The sequence below is a fragment of the Streptomyces sp. NPDC046881 genome (assembly GCF_040645015.1).
GTDB lineage: Bacteria > Actinomycetota > Actinomycetes > Streptomycetales > Streptomycetaceae > Streptomyces.
The window spans coordinates 97,499-116,043 of record NZ_JBEYXJ010000011.1 but is presented as its reverse complement, the minus strand read 5'-3'; the positions used below and the strand labels follow the sequence as shown (position 1 = coordinate 116,043).

Here is an 18,545-nt window from a genome sequence, read left to right as displayed (position 1 = left end):
AGGGGTGGCCGGCCGGCGGCGGCGTTGGCACAGTGGTGGTCATGCGGGGGTGGTGGCAGGACCTCACCGACCTGGTGCTGCCGGCCGACTGCGCGGGCTGCGGTGCACCTCGTACGGTGCTCTGCGCGCGGTGCCGGACCACGCTCGACGCGGGGGTGCCCCGGCGGGTGCGGCCGGTGCCGGAGCCGGCCGGACTGCCGGTGGTGCACGCGGTGGCTCCCTACGCGGCGGAGGTGCGCGCGCTGCTGCTCGCGCACAAGGAGCGCGGCGCGCTGGTCCTCGCGGGAGTGCTGGGCAGGGCACTGGCGGGGGCCGTTGGGGCAGGCCTCGGCGAAGGCGGTGCCGGCGCGGGTGGTTCGCCGGGGCGCGGGCCCGTGCTGCTGGTTCCCGTGCCGTCCGCCCGGTGGGCCGTGCGGGCGCGTGGGCACGATCCGGTGCGGCGGATGGCGCTCGCGGCGGCCGGGGAGCTGCGGCGCACCGGGGTACCCGCCCGGGTGACGGCCGTGCTGCGGCAGCGGCGGGCCGTGGCGGACCAGGCGGGGCTGGACGCCCGGCAGCGCCTGGAGAACCTCGCCGGGGCGCTGGAGGTGAGCCCGGGCGGCGGCCGGCTGCTCGGCGCGGGCCGTGTGGTGCTCGTCGACGACCTGATGACGACGGGAGCCAGTCTCGCCGAGGCGGCGAGGGCCTTGCGGGAGGCCGAGCTGTACCGGCCGGATCGCGGAACGGTCGTGTATGAGGCGATAACTCGGGAAGGTAGGGAGGAACGACGGACCAGTGAACGACAGGAGAGGAGCGAGTGGGTGCACAGTGCACCGGAAAAGGCGGTCCCGAACGCCGTCGGCAGGATGCTCCGTGCCGCAGTGATCGCCGCTCCTCGCGATTCTTTCGAAATAAACAGGAACTGAACGTCAACTTGCATCGTTGCAGGTGGTGAGAGCCGCAATTCACCTGAACGGAGGTACGCCGCAGTAGAGGGTGACGACATCCGTCCGGGCGAGATATGTTCGGGTGTGAGGAAAGGCGCAGGCCAGGCCTCGCATATCCGAATGCCGTGCTGCGGGTTTTTCCGCAATCACCCGCACCGGTGGGGTGCAGATCTCGCCCATGGGGGAGGAGGAGGTGGAAGTCACCGAGTCCGAGGTCCGGTGATCACCGGACCTGGTGCGAAAGGGAGATGCTCCGCCGAGGCAGCGGAGCGATCCGGGAACGGAGTTCTGCGTGGACATCGTCGTCAAAGGCCGCAAGACCGAGGTGCCCGAGCGGTTCCGCAAGCACGTGGCCGAGAAGCTGAAGCTGGAGAAGATCCAGAGGCTCGATGCCAAGGTGATCAGCCTCGACGTCGAGGTGTCCAAGGAGCCGAACCCCCGACAGGCCGACCGCTGTGACCGAGTGGAGATCACGCTCCGCTCCCGCGGTCCGGTGATCCGGGCGGAGGCGGCGGCCAGCGACCCGTACGCGGCACTCGACCTGGCGGCGGAGAAACTGGACGCCCGGCTGCGCAAACAGCACGACAAGCGGTTCTCGCGCCGAGGCGCGCGCCGGATCTCGGCGGCAGAGGTCCCCGACCACGTCCCGGACGCGGCGACCCTGAACGGCAACGGCCTCCCCGTTCATGACGAGGAGACGGACGGAGTGCCGACCAAGAAGATCGGCTCGCTGGAGGTCAAGGGCGAAGGACCCCTCATCGTCCGCGAGAAGACGCACGTCGCCGCTCCGATGAGCCTCGACCAGGCCCTCTACGAGATGGAACTGGTCGGCCACGACTTCTACTTGTTCGTCGACTCCGAGACGAAGGAACCGAGCGTCGTCTACCGGCGACACGCCTACGACTACGGCGTGATCCACCTCAGCACGGACCCGATGGTCACCGAGGCGCAGGCCCCCGCGGCGGGTGGCACGCTGGGCGGCTGACCCGCCCGGCTGAAGCTGAGCCGGTGCCCCTGGAGCGCGTGTGCGCCCCCAGGGGCACCGGTGTGCGACCACTTCGCGCCCCGCACGTCACCTCCGTGTCGTCCGGGCATGAAATCATGGCCGCACCGGCCCAACCGGTGGGCCGCTGCCTTGGGTTGGCGATGGCACAGGACCACAGGCCACAGCCTTCAGGGGGAGGAACGATGGCGGACACCTTCGGACCGATGCGGGACGGGGACGCCGACGACGATGTCATCGGCATGGGCCCGGACGCGGGCCCGTCGCGCAAGGAGCCGATCAGGGTCCTGGTCGTGGACGACCACGCCCTCTTCCGGCGCGGACTGGAGATCGTGCTCGCGGCCGAGGAGGACATCCAGGTCGTCGGCGAGGCGGGCGACGGGGCCGAGGCCGTCGACAAGGCCGCCGACCTGCTGCCCGACATCGTGCTGATGGACGTCCGCATGCCCAAGCGCGGCGGGATCGAGGCCTGCACCTCCATCAAGGAGGTCGCCCCCAGCGCCAAGATCATCATGTTGACGATCAGCGACGAGGAGGCCGACCTCTACGACGCGATCAAGGCGGGCGCGACCGGATACCTCCTCAAGGAGATCTCGACCGACGAGGTGGCCACCGCCATTCGCGCGGTGGCCGACGGACAGTCGCAGATCAGCCCCTCGATGGCGTCGAAACTCCTCACCGAGTTCAAGTCGATGATCCAGCGCACCGACGAACGCCGGCTGGTGCCCGCGCCCCGGCTGACCGACCGGGAGCTGGAAGTCCTCAAACTGGTCGCCACGGGCATGAACAACCGGGACATCGCCAAAGAGTTGTTCATCTCGGAGAACACCGTGAAGAACCACGTCCGCAACATCCTGGAGAAGCTGCAGCTGCACTCCCGCATGGAGGCCGTGGTCTACGCGATGCGGGAGAAGATCCTCGAGATCCGCTAGCGCCCAGACCGATCCGGCGGCGCCTATCCGAGGAGACCGGCGAGTTCCCGGGTGAGGGGCTCGCGCAGCTCGGGCGCGTCCACACGCTCGACGCGGACGTTCGTGCAGTCCACCCAGGTCGCCGCCTCGACCAGGGCCTGGGCGACCGCCCGGACCGCCTTCGGGCCGTCCAGGGTGACCTGCTTGGCCACCAGCGTGCGGCCCTCCCGGGCCGGGTCGACACGCCCGACCAGCCGGCCGCCGGCGAGCACCGGCATCGCGAAGTAGCCGTGGACCCGCTTGGGCTTGGGGACGTACGCCTCCAGCCGGTGGGTGAAGCCGAAGATCCGCTCGGTGCGCGCCCGCTCCCAGATCAGCGAGTCGAACGGCGACAGCAGCGTGGTGCGGTGCCGGCCGCGCGGAGGCGTCGCCAGGGCCGCCGGGTCCGCCCAGGCCGGCCGGCCCCAGCCCTCGACCTCGACCGGCACCAGCCCCGAGTCCGCGATCACCGCGTCGACCTGCTCGGCCTTGAGACGGTGGTAGTCGGCGATGTCCGCGCGCGTGCCGACGCCCAGCGACTCGCCCGCCAGCCGGACCAGACGGCGCAGGCACTCGGTGTCGTCCAGCTCGTCGTGCAGCAGCGCGTCCGGGACGGCGCGCTCGGCGAGGTCGTACACCCGCTTCCAGCCGCGCCGCTCCACGCACACCACCTCGCCGTACATCAGCGCGCGCTCCACGGCGACCTTCGTGCCCGACCAGTCCCACCAGTCGTTCGTCTTCTTCGCGCCGCCCAGCTCCGTGGCGGTCAGCGGGCCCTCCGTGCGCAGCTGCTTGATGACCTGGTCGTAGGCGCCGTCGGGGAGTTCGTGGTGCCAGTGGGGGCGGTCGCGGTAGGCGCGGCGGCGGAAGGCGAAGTGCGGCCACTCCTCGATGGGGAGGATGCAGGCGGCGTGCGACCAGTACTCGAAGGCGTGGGCGTCCGTCCAGTACGCGGCCTCCACGGCCTTGCGGCCGACCGCGCCCAGCCGGGCGTACGGCACGAGCTCGTGGGAGCGGGCCAGGACGGAGATCGTGTCGAGCTGCACCGCGCCGAGGTGGCGCAGCACCCCGCGGACGCCCGCGCGCCGGTCGGGCGCGCCGAGCAGGCCCTGGGCCCGCAGAGCGATCCGGCGGGCGTCGTCCGCGGTGAGGGTGGTGGTGGGGCGCGGAAGGGTCGTCATGCGTCGGACGATAGAGGGTGCCACTGACAGCCCGTGGCGAGCTGGGAATTCAGCACAGCGGGCCGGGCTCAGGCACGCGCGGGCAGGTACGGGGCCGTCGAGGGCAGGCCGAGGTCCGAGGGGAGCAGGGAGCCGACCCAGCAGTCCCGGCGCACCCCTTTGTTGTTGATGCCGGAGCGCAGGGTGCCCTCGACGGTGAAGCCCGCGCGTTCCGCCACCGCGCGCGAGGCGTGGTTGCCGACCTCGGCCCGCCATTCGACACGGTCGACACCGACCTCGGTGAAGATCCACCGGCAGGCGGTGAGCGTGGCCTCCACGACATACCCGCGGCCGCGGTGCTCCTTGGCCGCCCAGAAGCCGACCTCGGCCGTGCCCAGCGAGCGCATGGTGAGGGCCAGCATGGCGGCCAGCTCCTCGCCGGCGCGGAAGACGCCGAAGGTGAACATCGACCCCTGCGCCCAGCCCTCGGGGACGATCTGCTCGGTGAAGCCGATCGCGTGCTCGGGCAGGTAGGGCGAGGGGACCGTCGTCCAGCGCTGGATGTCGGGGTCCTGCGCGGCCGCGTACACCGCGTCGGTGTCGGCGGGGCCGACCGTGCGCAGCACGAGGCGGTCCGTGGTGAGCGTGACGGGTTCCATCGCCCGATTCTGCTCGGGTCGCCCGTCCGGGGCCATGGATTTTCGCGATGCGTGAGCGTGTGATCACTTTTCGCGTAATTCCTTGCGCCGGTGCGGCACTATCCGGATGGACCGCCCGTTGTCCAGGGTGAAGCAGCCGTCGGGCCGCCAGGCCTCCCGGCACAGCCGGGTCCTCGCATACGATGGCCGTTGCTCAGTACGTCAGAAGGAAAACCGACCGTCCCAGGCCCGACCGGCAAGGAGACCAGCCCCCGTGTCCGTCCTCTCGAAGATCATGCGTGCAGGCGAAGGCAAGATCCTGCGCAAGCTGCACCGCATCGCGGACCAGGTCAACTCCATCGAAGAGGACTTCGTCGACCTCTCCGACGCCGAGCTGCGGGCCCTCACCGAGGAGTACAGGCAGCGCTACGCCGACGGTGAGAGCCTGGACGACCTGCTCCCCGAAGCATTCGCCACGGTGCGCGAGGCCGCCAAGCGCGTCCTCGGCCAGCGGCACTACGACGTGCAGCTGATGGGTGGCGCCGCGCTCCACCTCGGCTACGTGGCGGAGATGAAGACCGGTGAGGGCAAGACCCTCGTCGGCACGCTGCCCGCGTATCTGAACGCCCTGTCCGGGGACGGCGTCCACCTCATCACGGTCAACGACTACCTGGCCGAGCGCGACTCCGAGATGATGGGCCGCGTCCACAAGTTCCTGGGCCTGAACGTCGGCTGCATCCTCGCCAACATGACGCCGGCCCAGCGCCGCGAGCAGTACGCGTGCGACATCACGTACGGCACGAACAACGAGTTCGGCTTCGACTACCTGCGCGACAACATGGCGTGGTCGAAGGACGAACTGGTGCAGCGCGGCCACAACTTCGCCATCGTCGACGAGGTCGACTCCATCCTCATCGACGAGGCCCGTACGCCGCTGATCATCTCCGGTCCGGCCGACCAGGCCACCAAGTGGTACGGCGACTTCGCCAAGCTGGTCACCCGCCTCAAGCGCGGCGAGGCCGGCAACCCGCTCAAGGGCGTCGAGGAGACCGGCGACTACGACGTCGACGAGAAGAAGCGCACGGTCGCCATCCACGAGTCCGGCGTCGCCAAGGTCGAGGACTGGCTGGGCATCGACAACCTCTACGAGTCGGTGAACACGCCGCTGGTGGGCTACCTGAACAACGCCATCAAGGCGAAGGAGCTCTTCAAGAAGGACAAGGACTACGTCGTCATCGACGGCGAAGTCATGATCGTCGACGAGCACACCGGCCGTATCCTCGCCGGCCGCCGCTACAACGAGGGCATGCACCAGGCGATCGAGGCGAAGGAAGGGGTGGACATCAAGGACGAGAACCAGACGCTCGCCACGATCACCCTGCAGAACTTCTTCCGCCTCTACAAGAAGCTCTCCGGCATGACCGGTACGGCGATGACCGAGGCCGCCGAGTTCCACCAGATCTACAAGCTCGGCGTGGTCCCGATCCCGACCAACAAGCCGATGGTCCGCAAGGACCAGTCGGACCTGATCTACCGCACCGAGGTGGCCAAGTTCGAGGCGGTCGTCGACGACATCGCCGAGAAGCACGAGAAGGGCCAGCCGATCCTCGTCGGCACGACCTCCGTCGAGAAGTCGGAGTACCTCTCGCAGCAGCTCAGCAAGCGCGGCATCCAGCACGAGGTGCTGAACGCCAAGCACCACGAGCGCGAGGCGCAGATCGTCGCCCAGGCCGGCCGCAAGGGCGCCGTGACGGTGGCCACCAACATGGCCGGCCGTGGTACGGACATCAAGCTCGGCGGCAACCCCGAGGACCTCGCCGAGGCGGAGCTGCGCCAGCGCGGCCTCGACCCCGAGGAGCACATCGAGGAGTGGGCCGCGGCGCTGCCCGCCGCCCTGGAGAAGGCCGAGCAGGCCGTCAAGGCGGAGAAGGACGAAGTCGAGCAGCTCGGCGGGCTCTACGTCCTCGGCACCGAGCGGCACGAGTCGCGGCGGATCGACAACCAGCTGCGCGGTCGTTCCGGCCGTCAGGGCGACCCGGGCGAGTCCCGTTTCTACCTCTCCCTCGGTGACGACCTGATGCGCCTGTTCAAGGCCCAGATGGTCGAGCGCGTGATGTCGATGGCCAACGTGCCCGACGACGTGCCGATCGAGAACAAGATGGTCACGCGCGCGATCGCGTCCGCGCAGGCCCAGGTCGAGACGCAGAACTTCGAGACCCGCAAGAACGTCCTGAAGTACGACGAGGTGCTCAACCGGCAGCGCGAGGTCATCTACGGCGAGCGCCGGCGCGTGCTGGAGGGCGAGGACCTGCACGAGCAGATCCGGCACTTCATGGACGACACGATCGAGGCCTACGTCCGTGCCGAGACCTCCGAGGGCTTCCCCGAGGACTGGGACCTGGACCGGCTGTGGGGCGCCTTCCGGCAGCTGTACCCGGTGAAGGTCACCATCGAGGAGCTGGAGGAGGCGGCCGGCGACCGGGCCGGTCTGACCGCGGAGTTCATCGAGGAGTCCATCAAGGAGGACATCCACGAGCAGTACGAGGCCCGCGAGGCGCAGCTCGGCTCCGAGATCATGCGTGAGCTGGAGCGCCGGGTCGTGCTGTCGGTCCTGGACCGCAAGTGGCGCGAGCACCTCTACGAGATGGACTACCTCCAGGAGGGCATCGGCCTGCGCGCGATGGCGCAGAAGGACCCGTTGGTCGAGTACCAGCGCGAGGGCTTCGACATGTTCACCGCGATGATGGACGGCATCAAGGAGGAGTCCGTCGGCTACCTGTTCAACCTGGAGGTCCAGGTCGAGCAGCAGGTCGAGGAGGTCCCGGTCGAGGAAGCCGAGCCGGTGGGCGAGGGCGTGCAGGACACCGTCCCGGCGCAGGCGGGCGCGCGTCCCGAGATCCGCGCGAAGGGGCTGGACGTTCCGCAGCGGCGGGATCTGCACTTCTCGGCGCCGACGGTGGACGGCGAGGGCGGCATCGTCGAGCGTGACCTGGAGGACGAGGAGCCGGTGCGGTCCGAGTCCGACGGGCTGACGCGCGCGGAGCGGCGGCGACAGGCCAAGGGCGGACGCCGCCGTAAGAAGTAACGCAGGCGCTGCGTGAGAAGGGCCGGGTTTCCTTTCGGGAGCCCGGCCCTTCCGCATTGCCGGTGGGACACTCCTCGGCCGACGGCGGGGCCGGCTCCCCGGGGGCGCGGGGAACGTCGCGCCCGACCACGACGCGCCCGCGCCCGACCGGGCGCCCCGGCGCACACTTGGGTCCGGGCTCAACCGGCGCCGCGGCGCCCGTTCGGGTCCGCGTCCGACCGGCGCTCCGGCGCCCGTTCGGGTCCGCGCCCGACCGGCGCTCCGGCGCCCGCTCGGGTCCGCGCCCGACCGCCGCCCCGGCGCCCGCTCGGGTCCATGCCCGACCGGCGCCCGGGCGCACGCCCGTGCCCGCGCTCGACCGGTGCCCTGGCGCACGCTCATGCCCGCGCCTCACCGGCGCCCTGGCGCCCGCTCATGCCCGCGCTCGACCGGCGCCCCGGCGACGCCTGTGCCCGTACTCGGCCGGCGCCCCCGGCGCACGCCTGTGCCCGTACTCGGCCGACGCCCCCGGCGCACGCCTGTGCCCGTACTCGGCCGGCGCCCCCGGCGCACGCCTGTGCCCGTACTCGGCCGGCGCCCCCCGGCGCACGCCTGTGCCCGTACTCGACCGGCGCCCTGGCGCCCGCTCATGCCCGCGCCTCGACCGGCGTCCGGGCGCACACCGGGGTCCGCACTCGACCGGCGCCCTGGCGCCCGCTCGGGTCCGCGTCCGACCAGCGCCCCGGCGCACGCCCGTGCCCGTACTCGGCCGGCGCCCCCGGCGCACGCCGGTGCCCGCACTCGACCGGTGCCCCGGCGCCCACCCATGCCCGCGCCCCACCGGCGGGCGGCCCCGGTGTCACGACGGGCCCGTTTCCACTGCTGTGCAGCGCCAGCGGAGGTCCTTGCCGCGTTCCAGGCGGAAGGCCATGGCGCGGAGTCGGTCGCCGGCGGCGATGCGGGCGAAGACCTCCAGCGTGCCCTCGCTGGGGACGAAGTAGCCGATGTCGTGGACGAAGGGGCGGGGCCCGAGGGTGCGCAGGGGGCTGCGTTCGGCGAGCCGGGCCAGGTCGTCATAGGCGCGGCCCGCCGTGTGGCGGAGCATCCAGTGGACGGGGCGCTGGCCGCTCAGGACGGCCAGCAGGCGCTCGGCGAAGAGGTCGGTGGGCCGGGGCTGCCGCAGGGCCGCTCCGGGCAGCGTACGGGCCGTCTCCGGTCGTGCGGCCGCCGGCCGGCTGGGCGTGCGGGGCGGGGCGCCGCCGGGCCGGCGGGAGTCGCGGCGGGTCGGCGGGCGGTGCCGCGGGCGGGACTGGGCGGTACGGCTCATGACCTTGTTCATGGGGGTCCCCGTTCGGCGGGCCCGGGATACCGGGCGGTAACTAGCTGGTGGGGATCTTGTACGGGGTGCGGGAGACGCCGGCAAGGAAGGCGCGGCCGACGGGGGAGGGGCCGCGAGGTTCACCTATCCGAGGGACGCGGGATGCCCGCAGGCCCGTGGCCAAGCGGGCGGAGAGGGTGAATCCCGGGCCCGGAGTCGACGCTTCCACGGGGGTGGGCAGGGACTCGAAAGGGGACGGCCGCACGTATCCTGAAGGCCCTTCGGGAGACGCGCCAGCCGCCCTCCCCGGGGCCCAGCGGAGCCTTCGACCAGGAACAGGAAAGAGCGGCCAGCATGCGCGTCTACGTCCCCCTGACCCTCCCCGCTCTCGCCGAGGCGCACAAGACGGGGGAGCTGGGGAGCGGCCCCCTCGTCGCGTACGCCGTCACACCCGCGCTCCGCGAGTGGTACCTCTCCGAGGACATCGAGGAGCTGGAGTACGCGGCGCTCAGCCGGGCCGCGCTGGCCTCGCTGCGGCTGCTGGCGGCGGACCCGGACGCGGTACGGCGCCGGGTCGTGGTCGCCGTGGACGTGCCCGACCGCGCCGCGAGCGCCGACCCGGACCGCGGGCTGGAACCGTCGGCCCTCGGCGAGGTCACCGTGACGACGGCGGTGCCGCTCGCGAAGGCGGCCGCCGTGCACGTCGACGCCGAGGACGCGGAGCCGGACGTGGCCGCGGCGGCGGACGCGCTGGAGGCGGCGGACGGCGGGGACGACGACGCGCAGTCCGCCGTGGACGGGGCGGACGACCACGAGCTGCTGTGGTACGCCACGCAGGAGATCCCCAACCTCGTCGGCCTGGCCTGAACTGGTCCGATCCGGGCGGCGTCTTCATTGTCGGTGGGGGCGGGTACGGTCTTGGACATGGGGATGCACGGAAGCGCGCACATCGTCTGGGACTGGAACGGGACGCTGTTCCACGACAATGACGCGATCATCGGGGCGACGAACGCGGCCTTCGCCGAGCTGGGGCTCGCGCCGATCACGCTGGAGCAGTACCGGACGCTGTACTGCGTGCCGGTGCCGAAGTTCTACGAGCGGCTGCTCGGCCGGCTGCCCAGCGACGCCGAGTGGGAGCTGATGGACGGGGTCTTCCACCGGTACTACGCCGAGCACCGGGTGCGGTGCGGGCTGACCGAGGGGGCCGAGGAACTGCTCCTGGGGTGGCGGTCGGCGGGGCACAGCCAGTCGCTGCTGAGCATGTACGGGCACGAGGAACTGGTGCCGCTCGTGCGGGGCTTCGGGATCGAGGCGCACTTCATACGGGTCGACGGGCGTACGGGGCCGTCCGGGGGCAGCAAGGCCGAGCACATGGTGCGGCATCTGGAGGCGCTGGCGGGGTCGGTGGCGCCGGAGCGGACCGTGGTGATCGGGGACGCGGCGGACGACGCGGTCGCCGCGCGGTACGTGGGGGCGCAGGCCGTGCTGTACAGCGGGGGCTCGCACAGCCGGGAGAGCCTGGAGCACGTGGGCGTGCCGGTGGTGGACACGCTGGCCGACGCGGTGGCCGAGGCGTGGCGGATGGCGGCGTAGCCCGCGGCTCTTCCGGAGACCTCAGCTCGCCGGGGCCTTGGAGCGCAGCACCTTCAGGAACTCCCGCATCCACGCCGGGTGGTCCGGCCAGGCGCGGGAGGAGACGAGGGTGCCGTCGACGACCGCCTCGGTGTCCTGGAAGCCCGCTCCGGCCGACTGCATGTCCGGCTCCAGCGCGGGGTAGGCCGTGACCCGGCGGCCCCGGAGGGAGTCGATCGCGGCGGTCAGCAGCGGGCCGTGGCAGATCTGGGCGACCGGCTTGTCCGCGTCGAAGAAGGCCTTGAGGATCTTGCGGAGTTCGGCGTCGTTGCGCAGGTACTCGGGGGCCCGGCCGCCGGGGATGACGAGGGCCGCGTAGTCGCCCGGGTCGACCTCGGAGAAGGCCAGGTCGGCGGGCCAGGTGTAGCCGGGCTTCTCGGTGTAGGTGTCGTAGCCGGGTTCGAAGTCGTGGACGACGAAGCGGAGGGTCTTGCGGGTGGGGGCCGCGACGTGGACCTCGTAGCCCTCCTCCAGCAGCCGCTGGTAGGGGTAGAGGACCTCCAGGGACTCCGCTGCGTCGCCGGTGACGATGAGGATCTTGGTGGGCATGTCGGCTCCTCCGGTCGTACTCCGGGCGGCGGGTGGGACTCTGGGCACCGTGCCCCCGCCGGGCGCGCTTGCCAAGAGGGCCCGGTTGTTTCTCAGGGTGCCGCCGCGGGCGCGGGGACGCGAGCGGGTGACCGAAGTCCGGCCGCTGCGCACCCGGCGCCGGCACCGGGTGTGCGGCACCTGCGCTCGGATACGCCACCGACGCCCACCCCGCCGCTGTGCAGAACGTCAAACTTCACCCCTCGGTTTTGTACACATACGGCTCATGACGGCCCCGGGGTAAGTGGCGATAGCCTTGTGGCGTGATCAGCGCGATAGCTCGCGGGGGCGATCCTGCTCCTGCCCTGCGCCCGGGTTGCACGGAACACCTCCGTGACCGGGCGGCGGTCGCTGGTCTTCGCGGGCGGGACGGGAGCGCCGACGCTCCCAGGACGCCGAGGACGCTCCGGGACACGGCGGTGCCGAGGGCAGCGTCACAGTCGACGGGCGTGCCGAGATTGGCCGAATACCCCCCGCTCATCTCACCTCGCGGCATAGCGTCGGATCGGACCGGACACCCCGGGCCGTGGCGTCGAGCCGGAGGGAAAGAGACCGTACTTCCTTCTACGTCACGCAACGGCGCGCGACAGGAGCCAGAGGACAATGCAGACCAAGCTGGACGAAGCCAAGGCCGAGCTGCTCGAAAGGGCCGCCCGGGTAGCTGAGAACAGCCCGGTCGGGGGGCACCTACCGACCGGGACGACGAGCGAGGGCACCCCCGGCACCCCGGACAGCGCATCCGTGCTCGCGTTCCTCCAGCGTTACTACCTGCACACCGCCCCGGAAGACCTCGCCGACCGCGACCCGGTCGACGTCTTCGGCGCCGCGGTCTCGCACCACCGTCTCGCCGAGACCCGCCCGCAGGGCACCGCGAACGTCCGGGTGCACACCCCGACCGTGGAGGAGAACGGGTGGACCTGCAGCCACACCGTGGTGGAGGTCGTCACCGACGACATGCCCTTCCTCGTGGACTCGGTCACCAATGAGCTGACCCGGCAGGGGCGCGGCATCCACGTCGTCATCCACCCGCAGTTCGTGGTCCGGCGGGATCTGACCGGCAAGCTGATCGAGGTGCTGCCGACCCCGCCCGCCGGAGACCTCCCGCACGACGCGCACGTCGAGTCCTGGATCCACGTCGAGATCGACCGGGAGACCGACCGCGCCGACCTGAAGCAGATCTCCGCCGACCTGCTGCGCATCCTGTCCGACGTCCGCGAGGCCGTCGAGGACTGGGAGAAGATGCGGACCACGGCGACCCGGCTCGCCGACGGCCTGAGCGACGAGCCCGCCCCCGGCGACCTGCCCGGGGCCGAGGTCGAGGAGGCCCGTGAGCTGCTGCGCTGGCTGGCCGACGACCACTTCACCTTCCTCGGCTACCGCGAGTACCAGCTGCGCGAGGACGACACGCTCGCCGCCGTGCCCGGCACCGGGCTCGGCATACTGCGTTCGGACCCGCACCACGCCCAGGAGGACCAGCACCCGGTCAGCCCCTCCTTCGAGCGGCTCCCGGCCGACGCCCGCGCCAAGGCCCGCGAGCACAAGCTGCTGGTGCTGACCAAGGCCAACAGCCGGGCCACCGTGCACCGGCCGTCGTACCTGGACTACATCGGCGTCAAGAAGTTCGACGCGGACGGCAACGTCGTCGGCGAGCGGCGCTTCCTCGGACTGTTCTCCTCCGCCGCGTACACCGAGTCCGTGCGCCGGGTCCCGGTGATCCGCCGCAAGGTCGACGAGGTGCTCGGCCGCGCCGGTTTCTCGCCCCACAGCCACGACGGCCGCGACCTGCTCCAGATCATGGAGACCTACCCGCGCGACGAGCTGTTCCAGACCCCGGTCGCCGAGCTGCAGTCCATCGTCACCAGCGTGCTCTACCTGCAGGAGCGTCGCCGGCTGCGGCTGTACCTGCGCCAGGACGAGTACGGCCGCTACTACTCGGCCCTCGTCTACCTCCCGCGCGACCGCTACACCACCGGCGTCCGGCTGCGGATCATCGACATCCTGAAGGAGGAGCTGGGCGGCACCAGCGTCGACTTCACCGCCTGGAACACCGAGTCGATCCTGTCCCGGCTGCACTTCGTCGTCCGCGTCCCGCAGGGCACCGAGCTGCCCGAGCTGTCGGACAACGACAAGGAGCGCATCGAGGCCCGCCTGGTCGAGGCGGCCCGCTCCTGGGCCGACGCGTTCGCCGAGGCGCTGACCGCCGAGTGCGGCGAGGAGCGCGCGGCCGAGGTGCTGCGCCGCTACAACCACGCCTTCCCCGAGGGCTACAAGGCCGACCACAGCCCGCGTGCCGCGGTCGCCGACCTGGTCCACCTGGAGCAGCTGAGCGAGGACAAGGCCTTCTCGCTCAGCCTGTACGAACCGGTGGGCGCCGCGCCCGACGAGCGCCGCTTCAAGATCTACCAGAAGGGCGGCACGGTCTCCCTCTCCAAGGTGCTGCCGGTGCTGAGCCGGCTCGGCGTCGAGGTCACGGACGAGCGGCCGTACGAGCTGCGCTGCGCGGACCGCACCACCGCCTGGATCTACGACTTCGGTCTGCGCATGCCGAAGTCGCTCGGCGGCGGCAACGGCGACTACCTCGGCGACGACGGCCGCGAGCGGTTCCAGGAGGCCTTCGCCGCGACCTGGACCGGCAAGGCGGAGAACGACGGCTTCAACGCCCTGGTGCTGAGCGCCGGGCTGACCTGGCGGCAGGCGATGGTGCTGCGCGCCTACGCCAAGTACCTGCGGCAGGCCGGCTCGACCTTCTCGCAGGACTACATGGAGGACACCCTCCGCAACAACGTCCACACCACCCGGCTGCTCGTCTCCCTCTTCGAGGCGCGGATGTCCCCGGACCGGCAGAAGGCCGGCCTGGAGATCACCGACGCCCTGCTGGAAGAGCTGGACGCGGCCCTGGAGCAGGTGGCCAGCCTGGACGAGGACCGCATCCTGCGCTCCTTCCTGACCGTCATCAAGGCGACCCTGCGCACGAACTTCTTCCAGGAGGGGCTCGGCGGCAAGCCGCACGACTACGTCTCCATGAAGTTCGACCCGCAGGCCATCCCGGACCTGCCCGCCCCGCGCCCGGCGTACGAGATCTGGGTGTACTCGCCGCGGGTGGAGGGCGTGCACCTGCGCTTCGGCAAGGTCGCGCGCGGCGGTCTGCGCTGGTCGGACCGGCGTGAGGACTTCCGCACGGAGATCCTCGGCCTGGTCAAGGCGCAGATGGTGAAGAACACCGTCATCGTGCCGGTCGGCGCCAAGGGCGGCTTCGTCGCCAAGCAGCTGCCCGACCCGGGCGTGGACCGCGACGCCTGGCTGGCCGAGGGCATCGCCAGCTACAAGACGTTCATCTCGGCCCTGCTCGACATCACCGACAACATGGTGGCCGGCGAGGTCGTGCCGCCGCAGGACGTGGTCCGGCACGACGGCGACGACACCTACCTGGTGGTCGCGGCCGACAAGGGCACGGCGACGTTCTCCGACATCGCCAACGAGGTCGCGGACAAGTACAACTTCTGGCTCGGCGACGCCTTCGCCTCCGGCGGCTCGGCCGGCTACGACCACAAGGGCATGGGCATCACCGCGCGCGGCGCCTGGGAGTCCGTGAAGCGGCACTTCCGCGAGCTGGGCGTGGACACGCAGACCGAGGACTTCACGGTCGTCGGCATCGGTGACATGTCCGGTGACGTGTTCGGCAACGGCATGCTGCTCTCCGAGCACATCCGCCTGGTCGCCGCCTTCGACCACCGGCACATCTTCATCGACCCGCACCCGGACGCGGCCACCTCCTACGCCGAGCGCCGCCGCCTGTTCGAGCTGCCCCGCTCCAGCTGGGCCGACTACGACACCGAGCTGCTGTCGGCGGGCGGCGGGATCTTCCCGCGCACCGCCAAGGCGATCCCGCTCAACAGCCACATCCGCCAGGCCCTCGGCATCGAGGACAAGGTCGCCAAGATGACCCCGGCGGACCTGATGAAGGCGATCCTCAAGGCGCCGGTGGACCTGCTGTGGAACGGCGGCATCGGTACGTACGTGAAGTCGTCGGCGGAGTCGAACGCCGACGTCGGCGACAAGGCCAACGACGCGATCCGCGTCGACGGCGGGGACCTGCGGGTCAAGGTCGTCGGCGAGGGCGGCAACCTGGGCCTGACCCAGCTCGGCCGGATCGAGTTCGCCATGCTCGGCGGCAAGATCAACACCGACGCGATCGACAACAGCGCCGGTGTGGACACCTCCGACCACGAGGTGAACATCAAGATCCTGCTGAACGGCCTGGTCGCGGACGGCGACATGACCGTCAAGCAGCGCAACAAGCTGCTCGCCGAGATGACCGACGAGGTCGGCGCGCTGGTCCTGCGCAACAACTACGCGCAGAACACCGCCCTGGCCAACGCGCTCCTCCAGGCCAAGGACATGCTCCACGCCCAGCAGCGGTTCATCCGCCACCTGGTGCGCGAGGGCCACCTGGACCGGGCACTGGAGTTCCTGCCCACCGACCGGCAGATCCGCGAGCGCCTCGCCGGCGGCCAGGGCCTGACCAGCCCGGAGACGGCCGTCGTGCTGGCCTACACGAAGATCACGGTGGCCGAGGAGCTGCTGGACACCTCGCTGCCGGACGACCCGTACCTGCGCGGTCTGCTGCACGCCTACTTCCCGACGGCGCTGCGCGAGCGGTTCGCCGAGGCGATCGACAACCACCCGCTGCGCCGCGAGATCACCACGACCGTGCTGGTCAACGACACGGTCAACACGGGCGGTACGACGTATCTGCACCGGCTGCGCGAGGAGACCGGGGCCTCCCTGGAGGAGATCGTCCGCGCCCAGACCGTGGCCCGCGCGATCTTCTGCTCGGCGCCGGTGTGGGACGCGGTGGAGGCCCTGGACAACAGGGTCGAAGCGGCCGTCCAGACCCGGATCCGGCTGCACTCGCGCCGCCTGGTCGAGCGCGGCACCCGCTGGCTGCTCAACAACCGGCCGCAGCCGCTGCAGCTGGCCGAGACGGTCGAGTTCTTCGCCGAGCGGGTCGAGCGGGTCTGGCAGGAGCTGCCGAAGCTGCTGCGCGGCGCGGACCTGGAGTGGTACCAGCACGTGTACGACGAGCTGTCCGCGGCCGGCGTCCCGGACGAACTCGCCACCCGCGTGGCCGGGTTCTCCTCCGCCTTCCCGGCGCTCGACATCGTGTCGGTGGCCGACCGCATGGGCAAGGAGCCGCTGGACGTCGCCGAGATCTACTACGACCTCGCCGACCGGCTGAACATCACCCAGCTGATGGACCGCATCATCGAGCTGCCCCGCGCCGACCGCTGGCAGTCCATGGCCCGCGCCTCGATCCGCGAGGACCTGTACGCGGCCCACGCGGCGCTCACCGCGGACGTCCTGGCCGTCGGGAACGGCACCTCGACGCCCGAGCAGCGCTTCAAGGCCTGGGAGCAGAAGAACGCGGCGATCCTGAGCCGCGCCCGCACCACGCTGGACGAGATCCGCAGCTCCGACTCCTTCGACCTCGCCAACCTGTCGGTGGCGATGCGGACGATGCGGACGCTGCTGCGCACGCACTCGTAGGCGTACGACACGACAGGCGCCCCCGGCCGTACACCGGGGGCGCCTGTCGCGTTCCGGCGTTCCCGCATTCTCGCGTTCCGGCGTTTCTGGCGGGCTTCTTGCCGGCGTCTTGCCGGAAACCTGCGGGGTATTTACCTTTTCCTGCTCTTCGCGGGGCTTCGGATAGGGTCGGCGGTGTGCACACCGCGCCGTCAGACACCGAACCGGTGAGCCCCACGGCATCGCCGAGTGGCTCCGCGCCGCGCGCCGGCCGGACGCTGCCGCAGCTCGCCGCCGCGCTGGTCATGGTGCTGCTGCTCCTGGCCGTCGTCCGCCTGCCGTGGGCGGGCGACCTCGGCATGCACGCGGCCACCGTCCAGCGCCTCGGGCACAGCCTGCTGCACCCCGGCAACCCGCTGGTCGACGCCGACACGCCGAGCCCCTACTACTCGCCGTGGATGCTGCTGCTCGGCGTCGTCGCCAAGCTGACGGGCCTGTCCGTCTTCGTGGTGCTGCGGCTGGCCGCGCTCACCGGGCTGGCGCTGCTGGCGACCGGGGTCCTGCGGTACGTTCGCACGCTCAGCGCCCATCGCGCCGCCCCCGCCCTGGCCCTGCTGAGCCTGCTGCTGCTCTGGGGGCCGGTGCTGTTCAACTGGAGCGGCTTCCTCGGGCTGAACTCCCTTGCCCTGACGATGGCGTACCCCAGCGTGTTCGCGCTCGGGCTCAGCTTCCACTTCTGGGCCTGGCTGACACGGGCGGTGCGCGCGGAGGCCGCGTGGGGGGTGTGGGCGGGGCTGGGGGTGCTGTGGGCGCTGATCCTGCTGTGCCATCAGTTCACCGGGGTCGTGGCGTCCCTGGGCGGGCTGGCCGTGGTGCTCGCGGGGAAGCCGGCGCGGGGGCTGCTGCTGCGGCTCGGTGCCGGGCTGGTTCCGGGGCTGCTGGTGCTGTGGCTCTGGCCGTACTACGACTTCTTCGCGCTGTTCTCCGTCGGCGCGGACCTGGAGGCCATCCACCAGCCGCTCTACCAGGACCTGGCCGGACGGTTCGGGCTCGTGCTGCTCGGGGTGGCGGCGCTGGGCCTGCGCTGGCGGCGGGACCACCGGGACCCGCTGGTCCTCTTCTTCCTCCTCGGCGTGCTGGTGTTCGCCGCGGGGGGTCTGACCGGGCACTACTCCTGGGGCCGCGCCCTGCCCGCCGCGCTGATCCCGGCGCAGCTCGCGGCCGCGCTGGAGGCGGTGTCGGCGGGGCGGCGGGCCGTGCGGCGGGGGTGGGCGTGGGTGCTGCTCGCCGCGCTGGCGGTGGGGGCGTGGACGCAGGCCGGGACGCTCGGGTACGTGGTGGACCGGGAGGCGCTTCCCCGGGTGGTCGCCGAGAAGTACCGGACGCCGTGGGTGGGTTATCAGTGGATCATGCGGGCCGGGGTGAAGTACGGGGATGTGGTGATGGCCCGTACGTTCCCGGCCCGGCAGATCCCCGCGTACGGGCCGTACACCGTGGCGCCGGGGTATCCCGATGTGTTCCTTCCGGATGCGGGGCGTCGGGAGGCGGCGGTGGAGCGGTACTTCTCCGCGGGGGCGGGGGCGGCCGAACGGCGGGAGATTCTGCGGGAGTACGGGGTGCGGTGGGTCGTCGGAGGCAGCCCGGCACCGGGGTTGCGCAAGGTGGCCGTGGGCCCAGGCAACCAGACCCTGTACCGAGTGCTCCCCTGAGCCGCACGGGGCCGGGGGTGGGTCCGCTTAC

General features: G+C 71.5%; 12 protein-coding genes. 8 read left to right on the top strand and 4 right to left on the bottom strand.

What is annotated here, in order from left to right; all coding sequences use genetic code 11:
* Positions 1-41: 41 nt before the first annotated feature.
* The 3 genes from ABZ923_RS08595 to ABZ923_RS08585 all read left to right on the top strand — a co-directional run bounded on the left by ABZ923_RS08595 (position 42) and on the right by ABZ923_RS08585 (position 2,861).
* The gene (locus ABZ923_RS08595) at positions 42-905 is read left to right on the top strand and encodes a ComF family protein (protein WP_361468488.1); all 864 of its coding nucleotides are present in this window, start codon (positions 42-44) and stop codon (positions 903-905) included.
* A 313-nt stretch (positions 906-1,218) separates the two neighbouring features.
* Complete coding sequence (gene raiA / locus ABZ923_RS08590; protein WP_361468485.1) at positions 1,219-1,911, top strand: ribosome-associated translation inhibitor RaiA; 693 nt, start codon at positions 1,219-1,221, stop codon at positions 1,909-1,911.
* Between the two features lie 203 nt (positions 1,912-2,114).
* A complete protein-coding gene (locus tag ABZ923_RS08585; RefSeq protein ID WP_059249857.1) occupies positions 2,115-2,861 on the top strand; it encodes a response regulator transcription factor in 747 nt (248 codons plus the stop codon).
* A 23-nt stretch (positions 2,862-2,884) separates the two neighbouring features.
* On the opposite strand, the gene ABZ923_RS08580 is transcribed toward ABZ923_RS08585, so the two are convergent.
* Positions 2,885-4,060 (bottom strand): crosslink repair DNA glycosylase YcaQ family protein, encoded by a 1,176-nt coding sequence (locus tag ABZ923_RS08580; protein WP_361468482.1) that lies wholly within the window; start codon positions 4,058-4,060, stop codon positions 2,885-2,887.
* A gap of 68 nt (positions 4,061-4,128) precedes the next feature.
* The gene (locus ABZ923_RS08575; RefSeq protein WP_361468479.1) at positions 4,129-4,698 is read right to left on the bottom strand and encodes a GNAT family N-acetyltransferase; all 570 of its coding nucleotides are present in this window, start codon (positions 4,696-4,698) and stop codon (positions 4,129-4,131) included.
* A gap of 253 nt (positions 4,699-4,951) precedes the next feature.
* On the opposite strand from ABZ923_RS08575, the gene secA reads away from it, so the two are divergent.
* Positions 4,952-7,762, top strand: coding sequence for a preprotein translocase subunit SecA (gene secA, locus ABZ923_RS08570; RefSeq protein ID WP_361468476.1), 2,811 nt, complete (start codon positions 4,952-4,954; stop codon positions 7,760-7,762).
* An 838-nt stretch (positions 7,763-8,600) separates the two neighbouring features.
* Here secA and ABZ923_RS08565 read toward each other — a convergent pair.
* Complete coding sequence (locus ABZ923_RS08565; RefSeq protein WP_361468473.1) at positions 8,601-9,080, bottom strand: Rv3235 family protein; 480 nt, start codon at positions 9,078-9,080, stop codon at positions 8,601-8,603.
* A gap of 333 nt (positions 9,081-9,413) precedes the next feature.
* Here ABZ923_RS08565 and ABZ923_RS08560 point away from each other — a divergent pair, with 333 nt between their 5' ends.
* Entirely contained in the window at positions 9,414-9,926 is a 513-nt protein-coding gene (locus tag ABZ923_RS08560) for a hypothetical protein (protein WP_361468470.1), read from the top strand.
* Between the two features lie 57 nt (positions 9,927-9,983).
* Positions 9,984-10,652: an HAD family hydrolase gene (locus ABZ923_RS08555; RefSeq protein WP_361468467.1), complete on the top strand. Its 669-nt coding sequence runs from the start codon at positions 9,984-9,986 to the stop codon at positions 10,650-10,652.
* 21 nt (positions 10,653-10,673) lie between these two features.
* On the opposite strand, the gene ABZ923_RS08550 is transcribed toward ABZ923_RS08555, so the two are convergent.
* A complete protein-coding gene (locus ABZ923_RS08550) occupies positions 10,674-11,240 on the bottom strand; it encodes a DJ-1/PfpI family protein (protein ID WP_361468464.1) in 567 nt (188 codons plus the stop codon).
* 642 nt (positions 11,241-11,882) lie between these two features.
* Here ABZ923_RS08550 and ABZ923_RS08545 point away from each other — a divergent pair.
* On the top strand, positions 11,883-16,826 hold the full coding sequence (locus ABZ923_RS08545) for an NAD-glutamate dehydrogenase (protein ID WP_361468461.1): 4,944 nt from the start codon (positions 11,883-11,885) through the stop codon (positions 16,824-16,826).
* A 284-nt stretch (positions 16,827-17,110) separates the two neighbouring features.
* Complete coding sequence (locus tag ABZ923_RS08540; protein ID WP_361468524.1) at positions 17,111-18,514, top strand: hypothetical protein; 1,404 nt, start codon at positions 17,111-17,113, stop codon at positions 18,512-18,514.
* The last annotated feature ends 31 nt before the right edge of the window (positions 18,515-18,545 follow it).

Coding starts and splice junctions, on each gene's coding strand:
- ABZ923_RS08595 (WP_361468488.1), top strand. CDS start 42: ATGCGGGGGTGGTGGCAGGACCTCACCGACCTGGTGCTGCCGGCCGAC.
- ABZ923_RS08585 (WP_059249857.1), top strand. CDS start 2,115: ATGGCGGACACCTTCGGACCGATGCGGGACGGGGACGCCGACGACGAT.
- ABZ923_RS08580 (WP_361468482.1), bottom strand. CDS start 4,060: ATGACGACCCTTCCGCGCCCCACCACCACCCTCACCGCGGACGACGCC.
- ABZ923_RS08575 (WP_361468479.1), bottom strand. CDS start 4,698: ATGGAACCCGTCACGCTCACCACGGACCGCCTCGTGCTGCGCACGGTC.
- ABZ923_RS08565 (WP_361468473.1), bottom strand. CDS start 9,080: ATGAACAAGGTCATGAGCCGTACCGCCCAGTCCCGCCCGCGGCACCGC.
- ABZ923_RS08560 (WP_361468470.1), top strand. CDS start 9,414: ATGCGCGTCTACGTCCCCCTGACCCTCCCCGCTCTCGCCGAGGCGCAC.
- ABZ923_RS08555 (WP_361468467.1), top strand. CDS start 9,984: ATGGGGATGCACGGAAGCGCGCACATCGTCTGGGACTGGAACGGGACG.
- ABZ923_RS08550 (WP_361468464.1), bottom strand. CDS start 11,240: ATGCCCACCAAGATCCTCATCGTCACCGGCGACGCAGCGGAGTCCCTG.
- ABZ923_RS08545 (WP_361468461.1), top strand. CDS start 11,883: ATGCAGACCAAGCTGGACGAAGCCAAGGCCGAGCTGCTCGAAAGGGCC.
- ABZ923_RS08540 (WP_361468524.1), top strand. CDS start 17,111: ATGGTGCTGCTGCTCCTGGCCGTCGTCCGCCTGCCGTGGGCGGGCGAC.